The organism is Actinomadura sp. NPDC000600 (assembly GCF_040492135.1).
GTDB lineage: Bacteria > Actinomycetota > Actinomycetes > Streptosporangiales > Streptosporangiaceae > Spirillospora.
The window spans coordinates 40,131-62,843 of record NZ_JBEUPD010000017.1 but is presented as its reverse complement, the minus strand read 5'-3'; the positions used below and the strand labels follow the sequence as shown (position 1 = coordinate 62,843).

The window sequence follows — 22,713 nt, the reverse complement described above, 5'->3', positions numbered from 1 at the left end:
TCCTCCACACCGGCCGCATGATCAGTTCGGTTCATGATGAGCGAGGATCCGTAGCAAAGGTCCCGATCAAGGAGCCGTAGAACGGGGGAAGAGAATGAAGCGAGTATTCGCGGCCTCAGTGGGCACGGCCGTCGCAGTGACGGGGTTCGCCTCCATGGCGCCGGCGAGCCAGGCGGCCGACGGCGGCAGGCACCACGTCCACGTGGTGAAGCCCGGCCATTCGATCCAGCGGGCGGTCGACCACGCCCGGCCCGGCGACACCATCCTGCTCAAGGCGGGCCGCTACGAGGGCGGCGTCCTCGTCCGCAAGCGCCTCACCATCCGCGGCGAGGGGAACCGGACCATCCTGCGCCCGGGCCGCCACGACCACTGCGCGAAGGCCAAGGCGCCCGGCATGGGGATCTGCGTGGTCGGCACGCCGCGGCACAAGGTCCACGGCGTGACGATCCGGAACCTGACCGTGTGGGGTTTCAAGAACACCGGCGTCTACGGCATGCACACCGACCGCCTCAGCGTCCTGGCCGTCCTGGCCAAGAACAACGGTGAGTACGGCATCACCGAGTTCCGCTCCACGCGCGGCCGGTTCCTCTGGAACTGGACCATCGACAACCGCGAGGACGCCGGCCTGTACGTCGGCGACACCCCCGACGCGCGCGGGACCGTCGTCGCCGGCAACCACAGCCTCGGCAACACCCTCGGCGTCCTCGTCCGTCACGCCCACCACGTCGTGGTCCGCGACAACGAGGTCGCCGGCAACTGCGTCGGCATCGCCCTGGTGGACGACGGCCAGGTGGGCGGCCAGGGCCACAACGCGGTCTGGAAGAACAAGGTCGTCAAGAACAACCGGACCTGCGAAGCGCACGAGGACGTCCCCGCGCTCGGCGGCACGGGCATCCTGCTCATCGGCGGTGAGCACAACACGATCGCCAAGAACGTCGTGAAGGGCAACCGCGGGGCGCTGCCCTCGTCCGGCGGGATCGTCCTCCTTCCGGGCGAGCCCCAGAGGAACGGCCACGCCCGCCCTGCCCGGTACAACCTGATCGAGGACAACGTCGCCCTGCGGAACGCTCCGTTCGACCTGGTCGACAGGAGCGGCAGCAGGACCAACCGCTTCCGCGACAACAAGTGCCGGACCTCGGACCCGCGCCACCTCTGCAGGCACCACCACTGAGCGGAGACGCCACTGGCAGGACCCCGCTCCCGTACCCGGGAGCGGGGTCCTCTCACTCCGGCGGGCCTCCGCCGCGCAGGAACCGCTCCCCGAGCGGCGTCAGCGCGTGGTGCACCGTCTTGCCCCGGCGCTCGCTGGTGAGGAGCCCGGCGCCGCGCAGGGCGGTGGCGTGCTGGGAGGCGGACGCCGCGCTGACCCCGAGCCGGGCCGCCAGCGTCCCGGTCGTGAGCTCCCCGTCCGCGCCCACCAGCCGGATCACGGCGGCCCTGGTCCGCCCGAACACCTGCGGCAGGGTGTCGCCCGTTCCGGTGAGCGGCCGGGACGAGGGGACCACCACGGTCGCGGGGCCGGCGCCGGCGACCATGACGCGCGGCCCGGTCACGAACACCGAGGGGATGAGCAGGAGCCCGCGCCCGCCGAGGCGGACGTCCCCGTCGCGCAACGTCTCGACCTCAAGCACCGGGGCCGTCCAGCGGATGGCGGGATGCAGGCTCCCGAGCAGGCCGCCGATCCCGTCGCGGGCCATCGTCCGGGCGTGCCGGGACGCCTCGGCGCACAGGTGGTCGCTGAGGTCGGACCACGAGTCGGCCAGCGCGGCGCTGTGGAAGTCGCGGAGCCCGCGGACCAGCGCCCGCATGGTCTCTCCGTCCCCGCCGGCGAGGCGGGGCAGCCACGAGGCCGGCGGCCGCGGGCCGTGCGAGCGCTCCAGCTCGTCGCGGATCCGCCGGACGGGCGTCGAGGCGACGGCGTCCAGCTCCGATTCGAACCCCGGCACCACCGTGTACGGCGTCAGGAAGTCGGGGAACCAGCGTCCGGGCGGCACCAGGTCGAGCAGCAGGCGGGACGGGCCGGTGAGCCCGGCGCGCGTCCGCGACCGCCAGCCGCCGGGAATCGGCTCCGGCCCGACGGCGCGCAGGGCCTGGGCCCCGAGAACGGTCTGGGCGATCGGCGAGAGGCCGGGGGTGATGCGAATCCGGGTGAGGTCCTCATAGTCGAGCCAGAGCCGGAGCATGGGTCGGAGAATACGACATTTAACCTATTTCTGAAATCATTGCACCCGGCGCGGAACGTGCTGGAAGGTGCGGGCATGAATCGACTCCGCCTGTTCTGCCGTGCCGTTCCGCTGATGGTGTTCGCCGCCGTGGCCGCGGTCGCCCTCCCCGTCCGCGCCGACGACGGCACGAGCGTCCGCGAGGGCGACATCAACGGGGTCCCCTACCGCGTCGAGGTCCCCGCCCGCTGGAACGGGACACTGCTGCTGTGGAGCCACGGCGCGTACAGCCTGGAGTTCCCGGCGCCCTCGGAGATCTCGCTGACGAACCACCCGGCCACCCGGCAGTGGCTGCTCGACCACGGGTACGCGCTCGCGGCCTCGCAGTTCCGCGTCGCGCAGGGCTGGGGGGTGGTCGAGTCCGGGCTGAAGGACCAGATCGACCTGCTCGACTGGTTCACCGCGAACGTCGGAAAGCCCCGGCGCACCGTGTCGGCGGGCTCGTCCGCCGGCGGCCTGACCTCGGTGCTCCTGGCGGAACGCAACCCCGGCCGCTTCGCCGGCGTCGCCTCCCTCTGCGGAGTGCTCGGCGGCACGACGGGCCACTTCAACAGCGCCCTCGACACCAACTTCGCGGTCAAGACGCTCCTGGCGCCCGACCTGGAGCTGGTGCGCATCAAGGACCCGCAGGCCAACACATCCAGCGCCCGGCGCGCGCTCGGGACCGCCCTGGGCGACCCCGGCGGCCGCGCCCGCCTCGCCCTCGCCGCCGCCCTCGCGGACATCCCCGGCCGCTACACCTCGCGGGCACCGGCGCCGGACACGGTCGCCGGCCAGGTGGAGCAGCAGGTCTACTACGCCGCCTACGACCGCGGCGCCTTCTGGGGCGCCAACCGCGCCGACATCGAGAAGCGCGCGGGCGGCAACCCGTCCTGGAACACCGGTGTGAACTACCGGGCGCTCCTCGCCCGCTCCAGCCAGAAGGCCCTGGTCAAGCGCGCCTACCGCGAGGCCGGCCTGAGCCTGCGCGACGACCTCGCCCGCCTGAACGCGGCACCGCGCGTCAAGGCGGACCCCGCCGCCGTCCGCTACCTCGACCGGTACGGCACCCCCACCGGCCGGACGCCCTCGCCGGTCGTCACTCTGCACTCGACGGGCGACGGCAACGTCCCGCCGGAGAACCAGCGGTGGTACGCCGAACACGTGCGCAACCCGGCGAACCTGAGGCAGCTCTACGTCGACCGCGGCTACCACTGCTCCTTCACCGCCTCCGAAGAGATCGCCACGCTGCGGACGCTGCTCACCCGGATGAACACCCACCGCTGGCCGGACACGCGACCGGCGACCCTCAACCGCTTCGCGGGGTCGCTTGCGCCTGACTACCAGACGGTGTTCGACATGGACCCCGAGCCCGGCATGCACCCCACGACCCCGTCCTTCACCTACCACCACCCGGGCCGCTACCTGCGCCCGTAAGAGGCACCATCCACAGAGGCCATGGTCCGCGGGGGCGAACCATGGCCTCTGTGCGATGAGTTCGGCGGTCGAGCGGAGTCCACACGTACAGACCCTGCCGCAACCCTGGAGGAGCGATGACCGCCAAGGCCCTGCCACCCGTCGTCGACGCCGAGACCTGGCGTCGCCAGCTCGACGACCTGCGCGCCCGCGAGAAGGCCGCGACCCGCGAACTCGACGCGATCGCCGCCCAGCGCCGCCGCCTGCCGATGGTCGAGATGCCCGAGTACACCCTGGAAGGCGAAGAGGGCCCGGTCAGCCTGGCCGAGATCTTCGACGGGAGGTCCCAGCTGATCGTCTACAACCACATGTGGTTCCCTGGCGAGAAGTGGCAGTGCCCGGGCTGCACAGGCTTCACGTCCCAGTTCACCCGCTTGGAGTTCCTGGACGCCTACGACGCGCGCTTCGTCATCGTCACCCAGGGCCCGATCGACGAGGCCCTCGCCTACAAGAAGCGCGTCGGCAACAAGATGACCTGGTACTCCACCGCGAACAGCTCGTTCGGCACCGACGTGGGCGCCCCTCCCGGCGGCGGCTTCGCGGTCAACGTCTTCCTACGCGACGGCGACACCGTCTACCGCACCTGGCACACCAACGGCCGGGGCACCGAGCAGCTCAGCCACACCTTCCCCCTGATCGACCTGCTCCCCTACGGCCGCCAGGAAGAATGGCAGGACGCCCCCGAAGGCTGGCCCCAGTCCCCCACCTACACCCGCTGGGCAGGCTCCGAAGAAATAGCAGCCAACTACGGCCAGGACGCCTGACACGCCGCGGCCTCCTGGAAAAGGCTTCGACGTGAAGCGCGAGGCCGGGCATGCTTCCCACCGTGCATGAGAACGGCGACCATCGCGGGCGGTACACGCTGACCGACGAGAACGGCCACGTGTGGGGAGCATGCCCGACGGTGGAGGGTTTCTTCGGAAACCACCAACGCGGGACTTACGAACTCTTCGGCTGGATCCCGGAATGCGCTGAGATTCCAGACCGGCCTGGCAACGGGGTGTGGCTGGTGCCCGACGACAAGGCGCTTGACCCCTGGCGCCTGGATGACGTGGAGAACCTAGGGCGGTGTCGGGGAGCCGACAGCCTCGTGATGAGGGGCCTGGACGAATTCGAAGGCCCACCCGAGGGATACAGAGGCCCGGTCCGAGTACACAACGGTCACCGCTGGCTGGGCTCCTGCCGAGAATTCACCCGGATCCTGCCCGCCGAGGAGGTGCCCGCGCTCGTCCTGCGGCGCCTCGTTCCAAGCGACCGGCTTCTGACGGCGCTGGCGACGGGCACCCGCCGAGCACTGAACCTGGGAGAGGCCACCCTGGAGGTAAGGGCTGACCACGGAGCCCTACTCCTCAAAGAAGTGCTGTGGCCCAAGATCAGTGCCTGGGCGCCCTCGTTCCCCGGATCCGGCCTGATCGACCTCCATCTCGCCGAAGGGACCTTCACGCCCGTGCACGAACGCGCCCGGCCCCTCTGGGACCAATGGTTCACCGGCCCGCCGGCCTCCAAGGGCGCCTGGACCGGCCTCGACACCGGGCCCCGAGGAGACTGGCTCACCCTCGTCCGCCAACGCGGCTGCCAGATCACCCATCGTGCCCGGCCGGCCGGCCACACCTACGAACTCGACGGTCGGCACGTCACCGACGAACCCGGCCTCTACCTCGCGCTCGGCGAGGCCGTGAACGGCCCGGGCGGCTACTTCGGCGGTTGCCTGCCCGCCCTGGCCGACTGCCTGTACGGCGGCTTCGGCTACACCGCCCCCTCGACCCTGCTCTGGCGCGACGCTGCGACCGCCCGGGAGCATCTGTCCCGCACCCTGAGTCCTGAGGGCGAGGAGTACAGCCTCTTCTCGGTAGTCCTCGATGTCCTGGCCGAGCGTGGGATGAGCGTCACCCTGGCATGATGCGGACCTCCTGTGCTTCCGCGTGTGAGACCTGAGGACCATGGGCAAATGGATGTGGCTGACCAGGTACGACGGTGCCGAGGTCGCGGCTGTGCTAGATCATCCGCACGGCCTGCACGCGGGCCTCGAGCGGCTGTTCAACGTCTGGGAGGACCTGCCCGTCGGCCTCGGATACGACCCGTCCGGCTCCTTGAGGAAGCTCGAGGCGGTGGACACCCACAGGGCTTGGGACGCCCTGCACGTCCTGCTGACCGGCCACCCGAACGAGGATTACGAGCAAGCCTCAGGGGCCCCACCCGCATGCGACGTGGTGATGGGCGGCCTGGTCATGAACGAACCCGGGAAAGGCTCCCTCCTACACGTCCCGCGCCTCCTACGCCCCGACCGGGTACGAGCGGTAGACGCCTTCCTATGCGACCTAGACCGCGACACCCTGATCCGTGAACGCCACGCGCACCTGAAGGAACTCCAGCCCTACTCCTTCGAAGGCTGGGGCCGCCTCCCAAGCGGCGAGGACGGCGACATGGTGCAACAAGGCGTCCTGGCAAAGGCCTTCGACACCGTCCGCGACTTCTACGCCCGCGCCGCTACCGCAGGCAACGCAGTAATCAAGGAAATCGCCTAACTGGCCTGCCATCGTGTCCGAAATGAAGGACGGGATGCGCCGCCACCCAGCGGCAGAGCGCCTCTGCTGGACCACCCGGGGAGTCAGAGACCCTCGTGGGAGCCGTCTTCCTCTCCGAATCGGACGACCTCGACGCGGCAGTCTTCATCGTCAACGGACCCGAAGCGAAGCACGGCGTCGGTCGGCGGGAGGCCGGCCCTTCGAAGCAACGGCTCAACGCTCCTGAACAGGGCATCGGCGTCCGGCCCGTAAAGGTAGATCCTCGCAGCCCCGGCGCCGAACTCGTGGCCGTCGACCTCACCGCTTCCAGCCGCCTCAAGGACGGCTTCAAGATGGTCTTCGAGGGCGTAGACGGCTTCCCGCTCCGCCTCCTCACCGAAGCCGTCGCCGCTCAGGGCGAAGTTCAAGAAGACGGCATGCTCATCGGACACCGACGACTCCACGCTTCGGCTGCTGGCTTGTCTGAACACTAAAGCACTGAGAAACAGCGCGGCCCCAGTGACACCTGGCGGGCAGGGCGGAGGCGGTATGAAGCGCGGCCCGACGACCCGTCCGGCGACCGGCACCCACGCCCCGGGGGGACAGCCGCCCGAGCGCCGGCGGCCCCTCGCTCCGACCAGCCCAATTCGGCGGCACTCCCAACTACATAAGAACTGGCCGAAAGCGGTCGCGGCCGGTATGCGCCTTCCGGCGACCTGCGCACCCGCGGTCGGCGAAGCTGTTTCGGTGCGTTACCAGAAAAACGACCTCAGACTGGATCCGCGAATTATAGTAGCCCATGTCATGGCCGAAACGCCGGCCAGTCACTTCTTGACCAAGGGCATATTCGGCTTCGCTGCGACCATCCTGACGGCGATAATTCTGGGCCCCTTGTTCCATGACTACTCGCTGTTGTTCGGCCTCGTTGTCGGCATAGCGCTCGCATGGGAGGCCGCGGGCGAAAATCTATTGCAGGCAGGCGCCGAGGTGGCCGCACGCTTTCCTGCTCCGAACAGACTGTTCCGCCATCAAGGAAATCGCGAAAAGGTGCGAGCCGAAGCGATCGTGGCCGGTGACTGCATTCACTCTTTGGAGGACCATCGCCTGGCCCTCGAAGAGCACAGCTAAAGAAGAGCCGAAGCGCTCAAGGAACATGAAATGAAGGAGAAGGAGCGGAGACGCCAATACGAATCGACATGGGGCGATCAGCGCAACTTCTATCGCCAACCATTCTACTTCCCCGAAGGTAAGCCCAGGAAGAGATACCATTGCGTTCTTTTCGTGGCCCGCAGGAAGGACGGGAGGCTGGTATTTACGACCCCCCACGGCGAACTCCGCCCGTATGCGCCGGACGAAGCGTTCGAACGCCGCCCCAGAAGGACTCAATTCAAGCGAAGCATTGAGCGCATGGCGGCCTGCCTTTCCGACCTCCTCTACCTGGTGGAAGGCGACACCAGACCCGAAGAGGAGATCATAGATGCCTTGAACGGCGACTACAGCGCGGCCGAGATCGGGCAGGCCCTCCGGGCGGCCCTGAGCGCAGGGCTCCTGAAACGCCCTATGACCCTGAAGCGAGCCCTCCACGAATCTGTTTCTTTGGCCCATCTCACAGACCGCTTCCACCCGCTCCCCTTGCGCAAGTTGGAGTTGACCGAGCGAGGAACGGCATGGATCCAAGTAGACCGGCACCCCAAAGGAAATGACATGAAGGACTCGGAGAACGACAACAGCCCGCACTTCAACTTCTTCGGCGACGTCTCGTTCACCGAGTCATCCGTGACGGGGGACGTCAACAAGACCACGTACATCAACAATAGTTCAGCCGAGATCGACGAGGTGCTCAGGCAAGCCATATCTCTGATCCGCGCAAACGAGGCGCAGTTGCAAAGATTCACGGACTACACCGCCGAACTGGTGGCTGCGGCCGACGTTCTCCAAGCGGCGATACTCCAAGGGGACGTCCGCACCCCCCGGGCGCGTCAAGCACTTAACGTCATGATTCGTGCAGGTGAAGGACTCTTCCTCGGCGTGGCCGGCAACACCATGTACGACCAACTCAAGGAAGTCCTTCAAATGCTGTCCCACTGATAAACGAAGGCGAGCAGGCGCTGGAACACAATCCCCCTCCACTCCGGCAACCGCTGCGCGCACCCCGCTGTCAACAAATCCTCCAGGAGCAGGCGATGGACAACGAGATTCAGCTGATCAGTGACGGTGATGGACTGGCGGTCATCGGGGATGCGGCGGAGGTCGAACGCTTCCTCGTCTCGGAGGGCCTGCCATCGAAGGACCTCGGACTGCAACGGCTCAAGTCCGTCGTCGGCACGGGGGCCGTGGTCGCGCAGGCCGGTTCGGAGATCGCCGCCAACTCCGGTCGCTGGGTGAAGCTGACTCGGGAGTCGGCACAACTCGCCAAGAAGTACGGGCTGAGGGAAAGCTCGAAGTCGGGTCTCAGCACGGGTGTGGTGAAGGGCCAGAAGGGTCAGATCAGGGGCTTCGTCGAATTCGTGAAGGCACCCCGCTCACTTCTGACCAACCCGGCGGTCCTTGCCGGCGCTGCGGGGATCATGGCGCAGATCGCGATGCAGCAGACCATGGACGAGATCACCGACTATCTCGCCACGATCGACGAGAAGGTCGACGACGTGCTGCGCGCCCAGAAGGACGCCGTGCTGGCCCGCATGATCGGAGTCGGCTTCGTCATCGAGGAGGCCATGACCATCCGAGAGAAGAGGGGCAGGGTCGACGAGGTCACGTGGTCGAAGGTGCAGACCGCGCCGGCGACGATCGCGGAGACCCAGGCGTACGCCCTGCGGCAACTCGACGCACTCGCGGAGAAGCTGGAGCGCAAGACCAAGATCGGTGATCTCGCCGAGACGGCCAAGGAAGCCGAGTCCATGGTTCGGGAGTGGCTCGCTGTTCTGGCTCGCTGCTTCCAACTGCAGGACGCGATCGCCGTACTCGAACTCGACCGGGTGCTGGACGCGTCTCCGGAGGAGTTGGACGGGCATCGCCTCGGACTGAAGGCCGCCCGGCAGCACCGGCTGGAACACATCTCGCGGTGCACCGAGCATCTGGTGGCCCGAATGAATGCGGCCGCCGGCGCGGCCAACGCGAAGGTGCTGCTGCACCCGACCAAGTCCCCGGCCGTAGTCCAGTCGAGCAACCATGTCGCGACCAGCGTCCATGACTTTCAGGGGCGGCTCGGGATCGAGTCAGGTCGCCAGTCGTCGGAGGCGAGGCGATGGGTGGCCGCGGCCACGGAGGTGAGGGACAGGGCGCTGGAAACAGGAGCAAAGGGCGTCGATGCCGCCAGAAGCCGCGGCAATGAGACCCTCGAGCGGGCCAACTCGGTAAAGGACAGCATCGCCGAGCGAGCTCGCCGCCTACGCGCCGACGAGAAGGAACGCGACAAGGAAGGCTGAGCAAGCGCACGAGCCGCCGACTCCTTGCTTGCAGCGAGGTGATCATGGAACCTGGAGGCACTGACCTGGACCTCGGCAACACGTCCGGGACGGCAGGCGTCCTCCCTTCACTGCGCTGACGGCGTTGACCACCGCACGACGCTGTGAACTCGCAGTATGAGGCGGACGCTGCCGCACTTGCCAGGACCGGACGTGCGTATTACTCAGGTCGCGTGGCTGACCGGCCGTGACCACGACCGTCCACCAGTTGCAGGCCCGGGCGGTAATGAAAAAGGGCGCTGCCTCCATGGACGCCTTCTTCACCCCGAATCCTAGGTGAGCTGGCAGAGGGTCCCGCAGAGTGGACAGAAGGCGCGCTTGGCTGTCGCAGTGACGTCCAACCCGCAGTCGGGGCAGTGGCCCTGTTCGTACAGTGCCGACTCGGGGCCGAAGCCGCCGTCGTAGAAGTCACGGTCGGGCCAAGCGACGGCCTCGATCAACGGCTGCGTCGACGATGGCTCTCCGACTGACGGGCGGGAGACTTCAGCGAGCAGGAGGACCGAGGACGTGATGCTGCCTTGTTCTCCATGCGCTGGCAGCACACGGCGGAGAACGTCGACCAGTTCGGGGAGATTCAGGCGGAGCAAGTCCTGCGCCAGACGGTCGCGCTCATCGTCGGTGGTCACGGGCAGCAGGCTACTCAGTCCGGCTGCCCGGGCCCGAAGAACGTTCCTGTTCTCCGGGCTGGTCACTCAGCTGGTCACCCACAAGATCGAAGGCCATGATCCGCGGGGGCGGATCATGGCCTTGACGTGGGTGGGCGCGGACGGTTTCGAACCGCCGACTCCTCGCTTGCAAGGAGCCGTGATCATCAACTGGACGGCGCTCACCTGGGCGTTCACAACCCGTCCGGGACGGTGCACGCTCTCTGCCCACAGACCTAATGGCACGCTAATGGCACGGACGCACGGCAAGATCACACAGGCTGATCAAGGTTCTGAGATGCTACGCCTCACAGCTTCTGCGCTCCCGTCTGGCACGCAAGCGGCACGGGGCCGTCCTCCCGCATGGCACGCACACCACTCCCCCGCCTGAGCTTCCCGTCTGTCGTCGTCCCGCGCTCCGCGCCGCCGGGCCAGGGCCAAGGGGGTGAAGGTGGAGCGCCCCACCGGACGAACGACCTTCACCCCCTGGCCCTGGTCTGGTAGATCCCCGATCGGGACGACGGCAGACGGGAAGCTCAGGCCCACACCCCAACCCGCGGCGACCGTCACGGACACGCCCCTACTTCCCGGAGCCGGAGTGCCCCCCGCCGGAGGCAGAATGGCCGATCGATAGAGACGGGGCAAGGATGAGCGATGCTGAGGTCTTGGGTGCCTGGTGGCGCTCATTGGTTGATCAGGCTCGGGAGGTGACCACGGTCCGGGCGCTGTGGTTCGGCATCGTGGAGTTGGCGGGGACCGAGGGCGCCAGTTGGAATCTGTATGTGGGCGGGTGTCGGGAGTTCGCTCGGGAGGATGACACAGGCGACTGGGCCGCTGAGCCTGCTTGGTGGCCAGAGGGGCGCTACCTATTCCTGACTGGCTTGAACGAGCGTGCAGAAGACGGCGCTGACGCGATGCTGGCGTATGTGGCCGGCCTCGTCCGCTCTCTGGCTCCCGAGCAGTCTTGGCCTGGCCTCCTGGAGGGGGTTGCAGTCGGTTTCGATGACGGTGATTTTGCGCTGACTTGGACGGCTTAGCGGCGGCGCGTGGCCCGTGACCGCCAGCAGTTGGCGGACGGAGCGGCGGCGGCACGATGCCCGGCCCGGCGCGGCACGGCCGTCCCGAGCGATGGACGACAAGATCAACAAAGCCGACTCGGATGACGACGATGGGGCGGCCGGAGCGCTCGCGATCGTGGGCTAATGGCACGCTAATGGCACGAGACCCCGTTTCCATGATCGGAAACGGGGTCTTCTGGCTGGTGGGCGCGGCAGGTTTCGAACCTGCGGCCACTCGCTTGTAAGGCGAGTGCTCTACCCCTGAGCTACGCGCCCGCGTTGCCGGGAAAGCGTACCTGGTTCTTGGGGGCGATCGCGAAGCGGCGGGGGGCGGGGCAGGTCAGGCCATGGCCTCGCGGACCAGGTGGGTGTCAGTGAACTGTTCGAAGTCGGTGATCTCTCCGGCCTGGACGCGCCAGACGTGGACGAAGCGGACGCGCATGCCCTTGCCGGTCTCGCGGTAGGTGCCCGAGTAGTGGCCGATCGCTACCACGGTTCCGTCGCCGCCGTCGATCAGTTCGTCGGGGTCGGCGCGGAAGCCCTTCCACTCCTTGGCGAGGCGGCCGAACACGCCGGCCTTGATGGCTTCCGTGCCCACATAGGTGCCCGCGTAGGGGAAACCGGCCATCTCGGTCCATGCCACGCTCTCGGCGAACTTCTCGACCATGCCGGCCAGGTCGCCGCGGGCCGAGGCCTCGTAGTGGGCCTTGACGATGTCGTATGCCTCGCTCATGTGGTGTCTCCCGTGTCGACGAGTCTGTCCGGCCCAGCGTCCCAGAGTGCCTTGGTTGCGCGGTCAGGGTCAGGTGGGTAGGCCGCCTAGGAGGCGTAGGGCCGTGCGCATCAGGGGTGGGTGGGCGAGGCCTTGGTGGGTTGCCAGGCGCATGAGGTGGGGGTTTTCCAGGGCGCGGGTGAAGGCTCGGCCTAGGGCGAAGGGGGTGCTGTTGGCACGGTTGACGGCGGCCGGGTACTTCCGCAGGACGTGTTCGGGGAACGGGGAGCGGAAGGCCGATGTGATCACTTCGGCGGCCAGGCGGCCTGCCTCCAGGGCGTAGGAGATTCCCTCGCCGCTGGACGGGTTGACCATGCCGCCGGAGTCGCCCGCGAGGAGGACGCCCGGTAGGTAGTGGGGACGGCGGCTGAAGCCCATGGGGAGGGCCGCGCCGCGTAGGGGGCCGACCGCGTTGTCCTCCGTGAAGCCCCAGGACGGGGGTAGGGAGGCTAGCCAGCGGGAGCAGAGCTGGTGGTAGTCGGGGTGGTCGGTGCGCAGGAACGCGACGCCGACGTTGCAGGTGCCGTCGCCCATGCCGAAGATCCAGCCGTATCCGGCTGGCGCCAGGTCGAGTTGGATCTCGAGGTACTCGTCATCGTGGCGGGGGCTGCGGAAGTAGCGGCGGCCCGCGATGCCGATGGGTCGGTCGCGGCGTGGACGCAGGCCGAGCGCTACCGAGAGGCGGGACGAGGCTCCGTCGGCGGCGATGACCAGGCGTGCCTTGTGGGTTCCGGTGGAGGTGCGGACGCCTTGCACACGGCCGTTCGCCGTCAGCGGTGCCGTAACCTTGGTGTTCTCTCGGAGGGTCGCGCCGGCGCGGACGGCGTTGCGGGCCAGGATCTCGTCCAGGTCGGCCCGGGTGCGGGTGAGGCCTAGGCCGCCGTTCGGCCAGGGGAGTTCTAGGCGGCGGTCCCCGCCGAGTAAGCGGACGCCTTTGGTCGGGAACCAGCCGGGGCCGGTCGTAACCACACCGAGGGACTTCAGCTCCTGGACGGCCCTCGGCGTCAGGCCGTCACCGCACACCTTCTCGCGCGGGAACGAGGTCTTCTCCAGCACTAGGACGTCGAGGCCGGAGCGGGCGAGATGGGTCGCGGCGGACGAGCCAGCGGGGCCCGCGCCCACCACGATGACGTCGTGCATCACAGGTACCGATTGAACCAGTCGGCGGCCTGCGCGGTGACCTCTTCGAGCGCTCCGGGCTCCTCGAACAGATGGGTCGCGCCGGAGATCACATGGACCTCGGAGACGGGGAGGCTGCGGTGCGCCTGCTCGTTCAGTTCCAGCACCTCGGTGTCGCGCCCGCCGACGAGCAGCAGTACGGGGGCCTGGACCTGCGGGAGGGACGGCCCCGCCAGGTCGGGACGCCCGCCGCGGGAGACGACCGCGGCGATCTTCTCGGGACGGGCCGCGGCGGCGCCGAGGGCGGCGGCCGCGCCGGTGCTCGCGCCGAACAGGCCGATGGGGAGGCCCGCCGTGTGCGGGGCGGCTTCGAGGCCCTCGGCGAGCCCGTCGACCGCGCCGACGAGCCGCCGCGTGAGCAGGTCGATGTCGAAGCGGAGGGCCGCGGTCACCCGGTCGGCCTCCTCCTCGGGCTCGGTGAGCAGGTCGATGAGGAGCGTCCCGATCCCGGCCGCGTTGAGGCCTTCGGCGACCGCGCGGTTGCGGGGGCTGTGCCGGGAGCTGCCGCTGCCGTGCGCGAACAGGACGACGCCCCGCGCGCCGTCCGGGATCACCAGATCGCCCGGCAGCTCGGCGTCCGGCAGCGTCAGCGTGATCATATGTTCGGCGGCTCCGCGCTGATGTCGGCGAGGGCCGAGCGCTCGTCGCGCTGGACGGCCAGGTCGCCGATGGACACCATGCCGATCGGGCGGTCGCCGTCGACGACCGGGAGCCGGCGGACGGCGTGCGCCCGCATCAGCCGCACGGCCTCCTCGGCGTCCGCGGCGGGCTCGACGGTGATCATGTTGGTGCTGCAGACGTCGGAGACGGCCGTGCGGGCCATGTCGCGGTGCTCCGCCACGGCGCGGACGACGATGTCGCGGTCGGTGACCAGGCCCAGCAGCCGCCCATCGTGGACCACCAGGACGTCGCCGATGCCGTGCTGGCGCATGAGGTCTCCGACCTCGACCAGGTTCGTGTCCGGGGACACCGCCACGGGCACGGGCGTCATCACTTCGTTCACCCTCTGGGACATGCGAGACCTCCTCCCCCGGCTCCCTCGAAGGCTCGCGTACCCAGCGGCGGGCGGGAATATGTTCGTGCCGGCTAGGCGGGTGTGTCAGGGCCCTCCCGCTCGGCGAGGAAGCGCTCGAACTGCGCGCCGAGCTCCTCGGCGGTCGGCATGTCCTGCGACTCGGCGAGGAGGTTGTCGCGCTCGGCGGCGCCCGCGAAGGCGTCGTACTGCTGCTCCAGCGCCCGGACGACCTTCTCGACCTCGTCGTTGCCGTCCACCTGCTCGGCGATCTCGGCGTCGGTGGCGGCGGCGGCCTCGCGGAGCCGGTCGACCGGCAGCACCAGCCCCGTCGCGGCGATGACGGCCTCCATGGCGGCCACCGCCGCGGCCGGGTAGGCGGACTGCGCCAGGTAGTGCGGGACGTGCACGGCGAACCCGACGGCGTCGTGGCCGGCCTCGCCGAGCCGCAGCTCCAGCAGGCCCGCGACGCTGCCGGGCACCTGCACCTTGTCGAACCAGGAGTTGCGGGTGATCAGCTCGGGCCGGGTGGCGTGCGAGGTGGTGCCGACGGGACGGGTGTGCGGGACGCCCATCGGGATGCCGTGGAAACCGACGACCAGCTCGACGCCGAGCCGCTTCACCAGGTGCAGGACGGACGCGGTGAAGCCCTCCCACAGCCGGTCGGGCTCCGGGCCGGACAGCAGCAGGAACGGGCTGCCCACCTCGTCGCGCAGCAGCCGGACGACCAGCTCGGGCGCCTCGTAGGTGGCCCAGTGGTCGCGGTCGAAGGTCATCGGCGGCCGGCGCGCCCGATAGTCGATCAGGGAGTCGACGTCGAAGCGGGCGATGACCCGGTGCTCCAGTGCCTCCAGGAGGTGCTCCCGCACGAGCTGCCCGGTGGACCCCGCGTCCACGAAGCCGTCCAGGCTGTGCAGAAGCACCGGACCCGTCATCTCCGGCACGTCGGAGTCGAGCTCGTACAGATCCTCAGGGTTAAGCAACTTCTCCCCCACCTCTACTGGCCTCAGCCCAAGAGTATCCATTGGGGTGGGACAGGTGCCGGGGCGTCAGGGCGTCCGGCACCTGTCCCGCTGCGGAGGGGAAGGCGGGCCGGCGGTCGGCTCAGGTGGCTTCCTTGAAGACTCGGCTGGTCAGGAAGTCCTCGGGGTGGAGGGTCGTCAGGGCCTCGCGGTCCACTTCGCCGGGATGGGCCAGGAGGCGGTTGGCGTGCCGCAGGCGGGCGCGTTCTATCGCATTGCGGACGGACCGGGCGTTGGCGAAGCGGGGCCGGGCCCGGCGGCGGTCCAGGTACTCGCGGAAGACCGGCTCGGTCTCGGGGGCGAGGGTGTAGCCCTCGCGGTCCATCATGAGGCGGCCGATGGCCTCCAGCTCGGCGGGCTCGTAGTCGGGGAAGTCGATGTGGTGGGCGATGCGGGAGCTCATTCCCGGGTTGGACGCGAAGAACGAGTCCATGCGGTCCTTGTAGCCGGCGAGGACGACCACCAGGTCGTCGCGCTGGTTCTCCATGACCTGGAGGAGGATCTCGATGGCCTCCTGTCCGTAGTCCCGCTCGTTCTCGGCCCGGTACAGGTAGTACGCCTCGTCGATGAACAGGACGCCGCCCATGGCGCGCTTCAGGACCTCCTTGGTCTTGGGCGCGGTGTGGCCGACGTACTGGCCCACGAGGTCGTCGCGGGTGACGGAGACGAGGTGGCCGCGGCGGATGTAGCCGAGGCGGTGCAGGAGCTCGGCGAGCCGGACGGCCACGGACGTCTTGCCCGTCCCGGGGCTGCCGGTGAAGCACATGTGCAGGTTGGGGCGCCCCGAGTCGATGCCGAACCGGGCCCGGACGCGGTCGACGAGCAGCAGCGCGGCGATCTCCCGGATGCGGGTCTTGACCGGGGCGAGGCCGACGAGCTCGGCGTCGAGGGCCTCGAGGACGGAGTCGACCTGGGAGTCGGCGCGCTCCTTGGCGAGGTCGACGCGGGCGTCGGCGGGGAGCGGCTCCGCGGCGGGGGCCTCCTGGAGGTCCACCGGGGAGCCGTTCCGCCGCATGCCGAAGCCCTGCCGCGTCCCGGCGCCGGGGCTTTCGCTCAACGTCCCGCTCCGTACCGATCGCCCTCGGGACGGTCGAGGGCGTAGGGATGCATCGTGTAGCGGACGCGCCGGTCGGAGGTCTCCGCGCGGTCGAGCCTGAAGCCGGGCTCCTCGGCCGGGCGCTGGACGATGAACGACAGCGCCGTCGTCTGCCGCCCGTAGCGGGCGTCGTAGGCGTTCAGCCGGACGTAGTGGCCGGGGTAGGCCTTGCGGCACTCGTTGACCTCGTACAGGACGCCGGCCGGGTCGGTGAGGTCGAACATCGGCAGGCCCCACATCTCCCAGTAGGAGTTGCGCGGGTGGGGGTCGTCGGTGAACTCGACCGAGCAGGGCCAGCCCTGGTCCAGGGCGTAGGCGATCTGCTTGGCGATGTCCTCGTCGGTGAGGCCGGGCAGGTAGGAGAAGGTGCCTTGGGTGATCCGCATGTCACACGCTCACGGGGGTCTCGACGGCGTCGGGGGTGTCGGTGGACTCGTAGGTGAAGGTGATGTCGCCCCAGGTGGACAGGGCGATGTCGAGTTCACGGCTGTGCTTGGCGGCGGCCCGGAGGATGTCGGGCCCCTCGGCGAGGTAGTCGCGGCCCTCGTTGCGCGCCTTGATCATCGCCTCCAGCGCGACGCGGTTGGCGGCGGCCCCGGCGGCGATGCCCATCGGGTGGCCGATCGTCCCGCCGCCGAACTGGAGGATGGAGTCCTCGCCCAGGTAGTGCAGGAGCTGGTGCATCTGCCCGGCGTGGATGCCGCCGGACGCGACGGGCATCGTTCCCGGCATCGACGCCCACTCCTGGTCGAAGTACAGGCCCTTCACCGGGTCGGCCTCCACCTTGTCCAGGCGGAGGGTGTCGTAGTAGCCGCGGACGCTGTTCGGGTCGCCTTCGAGCTTGCCGACGACCGTACCGGCGTGGATGTGGTCGACGCCCGCGAGGCGCATCCACTTGGCGATGACGCGGAAGTTCACGCCGTGGGTCTTCTGCCGCGTGTACGTGGAGTGGCCCGCGCGGTGCAGGTGCAGGATGACGCCGTTCCTGCGCGCCCACTTGGCCATCGACTGGATGGCCGTGTAGCCGATGGTGAGGTCGATCATCACGATGACGCTGCCGAGCTCCTTGGCGAACTCGGCGCGCTCGTACATGTCCTCCATCGTCGCGGCGGTGACGTTGAGGTAGTGGCCCTTGACCTCGCCCGTCGCGGCCTGCGCCCGGTTGACGCCCTCCATGCAGTACAGGAAGCGGTCGCGCCAGCGCATGAAGGGCTGGGAGTTGATGTTCTCATCGTCCTTGGTGAAGTCCAGGCCGCCGCGGAGGGCCTCGTAGACGACGCGCCCGTAGTTGCGGGCCGACAGGCCGAGCTTCGGCTTGACGGTCGCGCCCAGCAGCGGGCGGCCGAACTTGCCGAGGTACTCGCGCTCCATGACGATGCCGTGCGCCGGGCCCTGGAACGTCTTCACGTAGTGGGTCGGGATCCGCATGTCCTCCAGGCGCAGCGCCTTCAGCGCCTTGAACCCGAAGACGTTCCCGATGATGGACGACGTCAGGTTCGCGATCGACCCCTCCTCGAACAGGTCGAGGTCGTAGGCGATGTAGGCGATGAACTGGTTGTCCTGCCCGGGGACGGGCTCCACCTTGTAGCACTTGCCCTGGTAGTTCTCGTAGGAGGTGAGCCGGTCGGTCCACACGACCGTCCAGGTCGCGGTGGACGACTCGCCCGCGACGGCCGCACCGGCCTCCTCCGGCGGCACGCCCTGCTGGGGGGTGATGCGGAAGGCGGCGAGGATGTCGCTGTCCTTCGGCTCGTAGTCCGGACGCCAGTAGCCCATCTCCGCGTAGGGGATCACGCCCGCCGACCATCTGCCCGCGCTCATCGCCGCTCTCCTTCAGCCGAAGCGTTGGATGGGCGGGACGCGGCGCGCCGCCCCGGTGGAGGACGGCATGTCCCAGGGGATGGAGTGGAGCGCCGCGTCCCGGCCACGTGGAACCGTGACGCGTCCGAGCTTCACCTCCCGATACTTGCGATGTCCATCAAGTGTTCTACGGTGACCGTTGAGCATTCGTTTGAACGAGGAGGCCGGACGTGACGGAGGCGCGGCTGCGGGCGCTCGTCGCGCTCGCCGACACCGGGTCCGTGCGGTCGGCGGCGCGGCGGCTGTACGTGACCGAGTCGGCGGTGTCGGCGGCGGTCGCGGCGCTGACCCGCGAGCTGGGCGTCCCGCTCGTCCGGCGGGAGGGGCGCGGCGTCCGGCTGACCGGCGCGGGCGCGGTCTACGCCGGGTACGCGCGGCAGGTGCTCGGGCTGCTGGAGGAGGGGCGGGCGGCGGCGCGCGGGGCCGCCGACCCGGGGCGCGGGCCGCTGCGGCTGGCGGCGGTGACGACGGCCGCCGACCAGATCCTCCCCGAGCTGCTGGCCTCGTTCCGGTCGCGCTGGCCGGACGTTGAGCTGGCCCTTGAGGTGGGGCCGCGCCGCCAGGTGTGGAGCAGCCTCGCCGCGCACGAGGCCGATCTCGTGCTGGCGGGCCGCCCGCCCGCGGACGTCGCGGCGACCGTGCTGGCGAGGCGGCCGAACGAGCTGGTCGTGGTGGGCGCGCCGGACCTCGCGGCCGGCTTCGCCCTCGCCCGGACGCCATGGGTGATGCGCGAGCCCGGGTCGGGGACGCGGGCGAGCGCGGACGCCTACCTGGCCGAGCGCGAGGCGGCGCCGCCGCGGCTCGTGCTCGGCTCGAACGGCGCGGTGATCGCGGGCGCGGCGGCGGGGCTCGGGGTGGCGCTGGTCTCGCGGGACGCCGTCGGCGCGGAGCTGGACGCCGGGCGGCTCGTGGTGGTCGACGCCCCGGGCATGCCGCTGGACCGGCCGTGGCACGCGGTCGCGGGCGCCGCGCCGACCGCGACGACGCTGCTGTTCGTCCGGCACCTGCTGGAGGCCCCCGGCTGGCGCCCCGCCACGGCGGACGCGACGGCTACGGCAGGCGCAGTGGCTACGGCAGGCACAGTGGCTACGGCAGGCTCCAGAGGGAGACCGACAGCAGGCCCAGGCTGACGGCGATCAGGATCATCGCGACGGACCGCCCGCCCTCGCCGGACGGGGCCTCGTTCCGGCGCCTCACAAGCACCGCGAGCGCCACTAGGAAGCCCGCGGCGACCACGTCCATCGCCACGGCAAGCCAGGTCATACCCACACCAATCGCATCATCGGAGCCACCCTAGAGGAGTGCGGTCCCTCACATCGGCGGGCCCGCGCGCATGAACGCGCCCGAACACGACAGAATCGTGTTCGGACTCGTGAAAGGGGGCCTCCATGACCGCCGACCGCCCGTACGACATCGTCCTGTTCGGCGCCACCGGCTTCACCGGCGCCCTCACCGCCGAGTACCTCGCCCGGAACGCCGATCCGGGCACGCGGTGGGCGCTGGCCGGGCGCAACCAGGCGAAGCTCGCGGCCGTGCGCGACCGGCTGGCGGAGCTGGACCCGGCGTGCGCCGACCTGCCGCTGCTGCACGCCGACACCACCGACGCGGCGTCCATCGAGGAGATCGCGGAGTCGGCGCGGGTCGTCATCACGACGGTCGGCCCCTACGTCAAGTACGGCGAGCCCCTGGTGGCGGCGTGCGCGCGCGCCGGCACGGACTACGTCGACCTCACCGGCGAGCCCACGTTCGTCGACCGGATGTACGTGAAGTACCACGACGCCGCGGTGCGCAGCGGGGCCCGGATCGTCCACGCCTGCGGGTTCGACTCCATCCCGCACGACCTCGGGGCGTACTACACGGTCAAGCAGCTCCCGGAAGGCGTCCCCCTGCACGTCGAGGGGTTCCTGCGGGTGCGCGGGGACGCCTCCGGCGGCACCCTGCACTCGGCCGTCGGCATCTTCGGCGACACCGCCGGCATGATCCGCGCCGAGCGCGAGCGCCGCCAGGTGGAGGACCGCCCCGCCGGGCGCACCGTCCGGATCTCCCGCCGCCCGGCGCCGAAGGCCCGCATCGGCGACGGCTGGACGCTCCCGCTGCCCACCATCGACCCGCAGATCGTGGTCCGGTCGGCTGCGGCCCTCGACCGCTACGGCCCCGACTTCTCCTACGGCCACTACGTCGCGGTGAAGCGGTTCGCCACGGCGGCGGGGATGGCGGCGGGCTCGGGCGCCCTGCTCGCCCTCGCGACGCTGCCGCCGACCCGCAGCCTCCTGCTGCGGCTCCGGACGCCCGGCGACGGCCCGTCGGAGGAGCGGCGCGCCCGCAACTGGTTCAGCGTGAAGTTCGTCGGGGAGGGCGGCGGCAGGCGCGTCGTGACCGAGGTCGCGGGCGGCGACCCCGGCTACACCGAGACGGCGAAGATGCTCGCCGAGTCGGCGCTGTGCCTCGCCCACGACGACCTGCCCGAGACGTCCGGCCAGGTCACGACGGCCACCGCGATGGGCGACGCGCTGATCGACCGGCTCGTCAAGGCCGGCATCACCTTCCGCGTCCTCGACGCCGGCTGAGCCCCGACTTCAGGAGCGGCGGCCGGGGATGGGGATGATCGCCTCGACGGTCGTGCCGACGCCGGGGCGGCTCGTCACCGCGACCCGGCCGCCGAGCAGCTCGGCGCGCTCCCGCATGCCTCGCAGCCCGTAGGAGTCGGGACGGCGGCCCCGGCCGCCCCGCGCGAGGACGTCGCCCATCGAGAAGCCGACCCCGTCGTCGGCGACCTTCAGCCGGACCCGGTCACTGGAGTGCTCCAGCAGCAGGTCGACGCGGTTCGCCGACGCGTGCCGCAGGCAGTTGCCGACCGCCTCCTGCGCGATCCGGTACAGCGCGGTCTGCACGTGGTCGGGCAGCTCGTCCTCCAGCTCGCCCTCGACGGTCACCGTCACGTCGAGGGGGCCGGGGCCGTCCCCGGCCTCCCGGGCGAGGGTGGCGAGCGCCGCCGACAGGCCGAGGTCGTCCAGGACGGGCGGGCGCAGCCCCCCGATCGCCGCGCGGGTCTCGGCCGCGGCCAGCTCGCACAGCCGCCGCGCCATCATGATCTGCGCGAGCCCCTCGGGATGGTGCTCGGGCAGCGCCCGCTCGGCGGCCGACAGGTGGAAGCCGAGGCTGGCGAGCCGCTGGGCGATGCCGTCGTGGATCTCCCGGCTCAGCCGCGACCGCTCGGCCTCCTGCGCCTCGACGGCCCGCTCGGCGAACCGCTCGGCCGCGTGCTCGCGCTCGCGGGCCGTGCGGAGCCGGCGGCACGAAGACAGCACCGGCCCGAACAGCCCGGCGAGCGCGGTGACGAGCGCGACGTCGTCGGGCGGGCACGGGCCGGCGGACCGGACGTCCACGACGGCGATCACGATCCCGTCGGCGTGCACGGGGATCGCGGCGCCCCGCCCGTCCGGGTGCGTGCGGGCCCGGCCGTGCGCCGCGACCCAGCCGACCTCGCCCTCCCCCAGCGGGACGGGTTCGCCGGGCCATTCCAGGACGCGCTCCTCGTCGTCCAGGACGTACACGTCGCAGAAGGTCAGCGTCCGCGCGGACCGCACGACCAGTTCGGCGAGCTTGTCGGCCATCCAGGGCAGCTCGCGGTCGGAGCAGGCCACGCCCGCGACGCGGACGAGCAGGTCGCTCCCCCGCTCGGCGAGGAGTTCGAGCGGCCGGACACCGGTCACCGGAACAGCCCCTCGCGGAGCGCGACGGCGATCGCGGCCGACCGGTCGGCCACCTCCAGCTTGCGGTACAGGGCGCGCAGGTGGCTCTTGACCGTCTCCTCGCTGAGCACGAGCCGGGCGGCGATCGCCTTGTTGGACAGGCCGCCCACCAGCAGCGACAGCACCTCGCTCTCGCGCTGGGTGAGGCCGCGGTTGGCGCCGGGCCAGAACTCGCCGCGGGTGAGCCGCGCCGCGGTCACCGCCATCCGCCCGGCGAGCGTCGGGTCGACGACGGTCTCGCCCTGCGCGACCTCCTCCAGCCGCCGGACGAGCTCCGGGCCGTCCACCCGCTTGAGCAGGTAGCCGCCGGCCCCCGCCCGCAGCGCCTCGAAGACGTACTGCTCGTCGTCGTACACCGACAGGAACACCACCCGGGACTCCGGGACGCGCCCGGTGATGAGGCGGCACAGGTCGAGCCCGCTCTCGGGGCCGAGCCGCACGTCCAGCAGGACGACGTCCGGGCGCAGCGTGGTGACCAGCCGGGTCGCCTCGTCCCCCGTCCCCGCCTGCCCGACGACGCGCACCCGGCCGGAGAACCCGGCCAGCATCGCCGTCAGCCCGGCGAGGATCATCTCGTGGTCGTCAACCAGGACGACTCGTACGGGGACACCCATTCCGGCACGATAACAACCAGTGGTCTACTCACCAGTAGCCCACTGGGGAAGGCGTGCCG

At 70.2% G+C, this 22,713-nt stretch carries 25 protein-coding genes and 1 tRNA gene; 11 read left to right on the top strand and 15 right to left on the bottom strand.

Annotated elements, in window-relative coordinates; translation table 11 throughout:
* The first annotated feature begins 94 nt into the window (after positions 1–94).
* Positions 95–1,171, top strand: coding sequence for a right-handed parallel beta-helix repeat-containing protein (locus tag ABWI07_RS24165; protein ID WP_353819880.1), 1,077 nt, complete (start codon positions 95–97; stop codon positions 1,169–1,171).
* A 52-nt stretch (positions 1,172–1,223) separates the two neighbouring features.
* On the opposite strand, the gene ABWI07_RS24160 is transcribed toward ABWI07_RS24165, so the two are convergent.
* The gene (locus tag ABWI07_RS24160) at positions 1,224–2,183 is read right to left on the bottom strand and encodes an ArsR/SmtB family transcription factor (RefSeq protein WP_149262257.1); all 960 of its coding nucleotides are present in this window, start codon (positions 2,181–2,183) and stop codon (positions 1,224–1,226) included.
* A gap of 75 nt (positions 2,184–2,258) precedes the next feature.
* Between ABWI07_RS24160 and ABWI07_RS24155 the strand changes: the two genes are divergently transcribed.
* The 4 genes from ABWI07_RS24155 (at position 2,259) to ABWI07_RS24140 (ending at position 6,202) form a co-directional block, all read left to right on the top strand.
* Positions 2,259–3,638, top strand: a complete 1,380-nt coding sequence (locus ABWI07_RS24155) for an alpha/beta hydrolase family protein (protein WP_353819879.1) — start codon at positions 2,259–2,261, stop codon at positions 3,636–3,638.
* Positions 3,639–3,754: 116 nt separating this feature from the next.
* The gene (locus ABWI07_RS24150) at positions 3,755–4,441 is read left to right on the top strand and encodes a DUF899 domain-containing protein (RefSeq protein ID WP_149262255.1); all 687 of its coding nucleotides are present in this window, start codon (positions 3,755–3,757) and stop codon (positions 4,439–4,441) included.
* A gap of 62 nt (positions 4,442–4,503) precedes the next feature.
* Entirely contained in the window at positions 4,504–5,577 is a 1,074-nt protein-coding gene (locus ABWI07_RS24145; protein ID WP_353819878.1) for a barstar family protein, read from the top strand.
* Positions 5,578–5,617: 40 nt separating this feature from the next.
* Positions 5,618–6,202: a DUF1877 family protein gene (locus tag ABWI07_RS24140; protein ID WP_353819877.1), complete on the top strand. Its 585-nt coding sequence runs from the start codon at positions 5,618–5,620 to the stop codon at positions 6,200–6,202.
* A gap of 83 nt (positions 6,203–6,285) precedes the next feature.
* Here ABWI07_RS24140 and ABWI07_RS24135 read toward each other — a convergent pair whose 3' ends face one another.
* Positions 6,286–6,633 carry a hypothetical protein gene (locus ABWI07_RS24135; protein ID WP_353819876.1) on the bottom strand — a complete coding sequence of 116 codons (348 nt, stop codon included), beginning with the start codon at positions 6,631–6,633 and terminating at the stop codon, positions 6,286–6,288.
* Positions 6,634–6,985: 352 nt separating this feature from the next.
* On the opposite strand from ABWI07_RS24135, the gene ABWI07_RS24130 reads away from it, so the two are divergent.
* The 3 genes from ABWI07_RS24130 (at position 6,986) to ABWI07_RS24120 (ending at position 9,606) form a co-directional block, all read left to right on the top strand.
* Positions 6,986–7,309: a hypothetical protein gene (locus ABWI07_RS24130; RefSeq protein ID WP_353819875.1), complete on the top strand. Its 324-nt coding sequence runs from the start codon at positions 6,986–6,988 to the stop codon at positions 7,307–7,309.
* 30 nt (positions 7,310–7,339) lie between these two features.
* Positions 7,340–8,269, top strand: a complete 930-nt coding sequence (locus tag ABWI07_RS24125; protein WP_353819874.1) for a hypothetical protein — start codon at positions 7,340–7,342, stop codon at positions 8,267–8,269.
* 95 nt (positions 8,270–8,364) lie between these two features.
* Complete coding sequence (locus ABWI07_RS24120) at positions 8,365–9,606, top strand: hypothetical protein (RefSeq protein ID WP_353819873.1); 1,242 nt, start codon at positions 8,365–8,367, stop codon at positions 9,604–9,606.
* 311 nt (positions 9,607–9,917) lie between these two features.
* Here the strand turns inward: ABWI07_RS24120 and ABWI07_RS24115 are convergent, their stop codons facing one another.
* On the bottom strand, positions 9,918–10,271 hold the full coding sequence (locus tag ABWI07_RS24115; RefSeq protein ID WP_353819872.1) for a hypothetical protein: 354 nt from the start codon (positions 10,269–10,271) through the stop codon (positions 9,918–9,920).
* Between the two features lie 665 nt (positions 10,272–10,936).
* On the opposite strand from ABWI07_RS24115, the gene ABWI07_RS24110 reads away from it, so the two are divergent.
* A complete protein-coding gene (locus ABWI07_RS24110; RefSeq protein ID WP_353819871.1) occupies positions 10,937–11,326 on the top strand; it encodes a hypothetical protein in 390 nt (129 codons plus the stop codon).
* Between the two features lie 222 nt (positions 11,327–11,548).
* Here ABWI07_RS24110 and ABWI07_RS24105 read toward each other — a convergent pair.
* From ABWI07_RS24105 to ABWI07_RS24065, 9 genes are all read right to left on the bottom strand, one after another.
* Positions 11,549–11,623, bottom strand: a tRNA-Val gene (locus ABWI07_RS24105).
* 64 nt (positions 11,624–11,687) lie between these two features.
* Positions 11,688–12,080 carry a nuclear transport factor 2 family protein gene (locus ABWI07_RS24100; RefSeq protein WP_353819870.1) on the bottom strand — a complete coding sequence of 131 codons (393 nt, stop codon included), beginning with the start codon at positions 12,078–12,080 and terminating at the stop codon, positions 11,688–11,690.
* Between the two features lie 69 nt (positions 12,081–12,149).
* Positions 12,150–13,259, bottom strand: a complete 1,110-nt coding sequence (locus ABWI07_RS24095; RefSeq protein WP_353819954.1) for a geranylgeranyl reductase family protein — start codon at positions 13,257–13,259, stop codon at positions 12,150–12,152.
* Positions 13,259–13,897 (bottom strand): dienelactone hydrolase family protein, encoded by a 639-nt coding sequence (locus ABWI07_RS24090; RefSeq protein WP_149262249.1) that lies wholly within the window; start codon positions 13,895–13,897, stop codon positions 13,259–13,261. Before ABWI07_RS24090 ends, ABWI07_RS24095 begins: the two co-directional genes overlap by 1 nt.
* Positions 13,894–14,313: a CBS domain-containing protein gene (locus ABWI07_RS24085; protein ID WP_353819869.1), complete on the bottom strand. Its 420-nt coding sequence runs from the start codon at positions 14,311–14,313 to the stop codon at positions 13,894–13,896. Before ABWI07_RS24085 ends, ABWI07_RS24090 begins: the two co-directional genes overlap by 4 nt.
* Positions 14,314–14,384: 71 nt before the next feature.
* Positions 14,385–15,293, bottom strand: a complete 909-nt coding sequence (locus tag ABWI07_RS24080; protein WP_200842183.1) for a PAC2 family protein — start codon at positions 15,291–15,293, stop codon at positions 14,385–14,387.
* A 121-nt stretch (positions 15,294–15,414) separates the two neighbouring features.
* Positions 15,415–16,389 (bottom strand): CbbX protein, encoded by a 975-nt coding sequence (gene cbbX, locus ABWI07_RS24075; RefSeq protein ID WP_235037135.1) that lies wholly within the window; start codon positions 16,387–16,389, stop codon positions 15,415–15,417.
* Entirely contained in the window at positions 16,386–16,814 is a 429-nt protein-coding gene (locus ABWI07_RS24070) for a ribulose bisphosphate carboxylase small subunit (protein WP_149262246.1), read from the bottom strand. The genes cbbX and ABWI07_RS24070 overlap by 4 nt, the downstream gene beginning before the upstream one ends.
* 1 nt (position 16,815) lies before the next feature.
* The gene (locus tag ABWI07_RS24065; RefSeq protein ID WP_149262245.1) at positions 16,816–18,249 is read right to left on the bottom strand and encodes a form I ribulose bisphosphate carboxylase large subunit; all 1,434 of its coding nucleotides are present in this window, start codon (positions 18,247–18,249) and stop codon (positions 16,816–16,818) included.
* 209 nt (positions 18,250–18,458) lie between these two features.
* Between ABWI07_RS24065 and ABWI07_RS24060 the strand changes: the two genes are divergently transcribed.
* Positions 18,459–19,418, top strand: coding sequence for a LysR substrate-binding domain-containing protein (locus tag ABWI07_RS24060; protein ID WP_353819868.1), 960 nt, complete (start codon positions 18,459–18,461; stop codon positions 19,416–19,418).
* Here the strand turns inward: ABWI07_RS24060 and ABWI07_RS24055 are convergent.
* On the bottom strand, positions 19,375–19,551 hold the full coding sequence (locus ABWI07_RS24055; protein ID WP_160161069.1) for a hypothetical protein: 177 nt from the start codon (positions 19,549–19,551) through the stop codon (positions 19,375–19,377). The two genes, ABWI07_RS24060 and ABWI07_RS24055, sit on opposite strands and share 44 nt — an antisense overlap.
* A 125-nt stretch (positions 19,552–19,676) precedes the next feature.
* Here ABWI07_RS24055 and ABWI07_RS24050 point away from each other — a divergent pair, with 125 nt between their 5' ends.
* Positions 19,677–20,855 (top strand): saccharopine dehydrogenase family protein, encoded by a 1,179-nt coding sequence (locus ABWI07_RS24050; protein WP_353819867.1) that lies wholly within the window; start codon positions 19,677–19,679, stop codon positions 20,853–20,855.
* Positions 20,856–20,864: 9 nt separating this feature from the next.
* On the opposite strand, the gene ABWI07_RS24045 is transcribed toward ABWI07_RS24050, so the two are convergent.
* The gene (locus ABWI07_RS24045) at positions 20,865–22,001 is read right to left on the bottom strand and encodes a GAF domain-containing sensor histidine kinase (RefSeq protein WP_353819866.1); all 1,137 of its coding nucleotides are present in this window, start codon (positions 21,999–22,001) and stop codon (positions 20,865–20,867) included.
* Positions 21,998–22,654, bottom strand: coding sequence for a response regulator (locus tag ABWI07_RS24040; RefSeq protein ID WP_149262242.1), 657 nt, complete (start codon positions 22,652–22,654; stop codon positions 21,998–22,000). Before ABWI07_RS24040 ends, ABWI07_RS24045 begins: the two co-directional genes overlap by 4 nt.
* Positions 22,655–22,713 lie beyond the last annotated feature (59 nt).

Bases quoted from the DNA above. Each gene is read 5' to 3' on its own strand.
- ABWI07_RS24110 (WP_353819871.1), top strand. From the start codon at position 10,937: ATGAGCGATGCTGAGGTCTTGGGTGCCTGGTGGCGCTCATTGGTTGAT.
- ABWI07_RS24160 (WP_149262257.1), bottom strand. From the start codon at position 2,183: ATGCTCCGGCTCTGGCTCGACTATGAGGACCTCACCCGGATTCGCATC.
- ABWI07_RS24070 (WP_149262246.1), bottom strand. From the start codon at position 16,814: ATGCGGATCACCCAAGGCACCTTCTCCTACCTGCCCGGCCTCACCGAC.
- ABWI07_RS24055 (WP_160161069.1), bottom strand. From the start codon at position 19,551: ATGACCTGGCTTGCCGTGGCGATGGACGTGGTCGCCGCGGGCTTCCTA.
- ABWI07_RS24165 (WP_353819880.1), top strand. From the start codon at position 95: ATGAAGCGAGTATTCGCGGCCTCAGTGGGCACGGCCGTCGCAGTGACG.
- ABWI07_RS24155 (WP_353819879.1), top strand. From the start codon at position 2,259: ATGAATCGACTCCGCCTGTTCTGCCGTGCCGTTCCGCTGATGGTGTTC.
- ABWI07_RS24100 (WP_353819870.1), bottom strand. From the start codon at position 12,080: ATGAGCGAGGCATACGACATCGTCAAGGCCCACTACGAGGCCTCGGCC.
- ABWI07_RS24085 (WP_353819869.1), bottom strand. From the start codon at position 14,313: ATGTCCCAGAGGGTGAACGAAGTGATGACGCCCGTGCCCGTGGCGGTG.
- ABWI07_RS24065 (WP_149262245.1), bottom strand. From the start codon at position 18,249: ATGAGCGCGGGCAGATGGTCGGCGGGCGTGATCCCCTACGCGGAGATG.
- ABWI07_RS24125 (WP_353819874.1), top strand. From the start codon at position 7,340: ATGAAGGAGAAGGAGCGGAGACGCCAATACGAATCGACATGGGGCGAT.
- ABWI07_RS24050 (WP_353819867.1), top strand. From the start codon at position 19,677: ATGACCGCCGACCGCCCGTACGACATCGTCCTGTTCGGCGCCACCGGC.
- ABWI07_RS24150 (WP_149262255.1), top strand. From the start codon at position 3,755: ATGACCGCCAAGGCCCTGCCACCCGTCGTCGACGCCGAGACCTGGCGT.
- ABWI07_RS24130 (WP_353819875.1), top strand. From the start codon at position 6,986: ATGGCCGAAACGCCGGCCAGTCACTTCTTGACCAAGGGCATATTCGGC.
- ABWI07_RS24095 (WP_353819954.1), bottom strand. From the start codon at position 13,259: ATGCACGACGTCATCGTGGTGGGCGCGGGCCCCGCTGGCTCGTCCGCC.
- ABWI07_RS24090 (WP_149262249.1), bottom strand. From the start codon at position 13,897: ATGATCACGCTGACGCTGCCGGACGCCGAGCTGCCGGGCGATCTGGTG.
- ABWI07_RS24120 (WP_353819873.1), top strand. From the start codon at position 8,365: ATGGACAACGAGATTCAGCTGATCAGTGACGGTGATGGACTGGCGGTC.
- ABWI07_RS24040 (WP_149262242.1), bottom strand. From the start codon at position 22,654: ATGGGTGTCCCCGTACGAGTCGTCCTGGTTGACGACCACGAGATGATC.
- ABWI07_RS24140 (WP_353819877.1), top strand. From the start codon at position 5,618: ATGGGCAAATGGATGTGGCTGACCAGGTACGACGGTGCCGAGGTCGCG.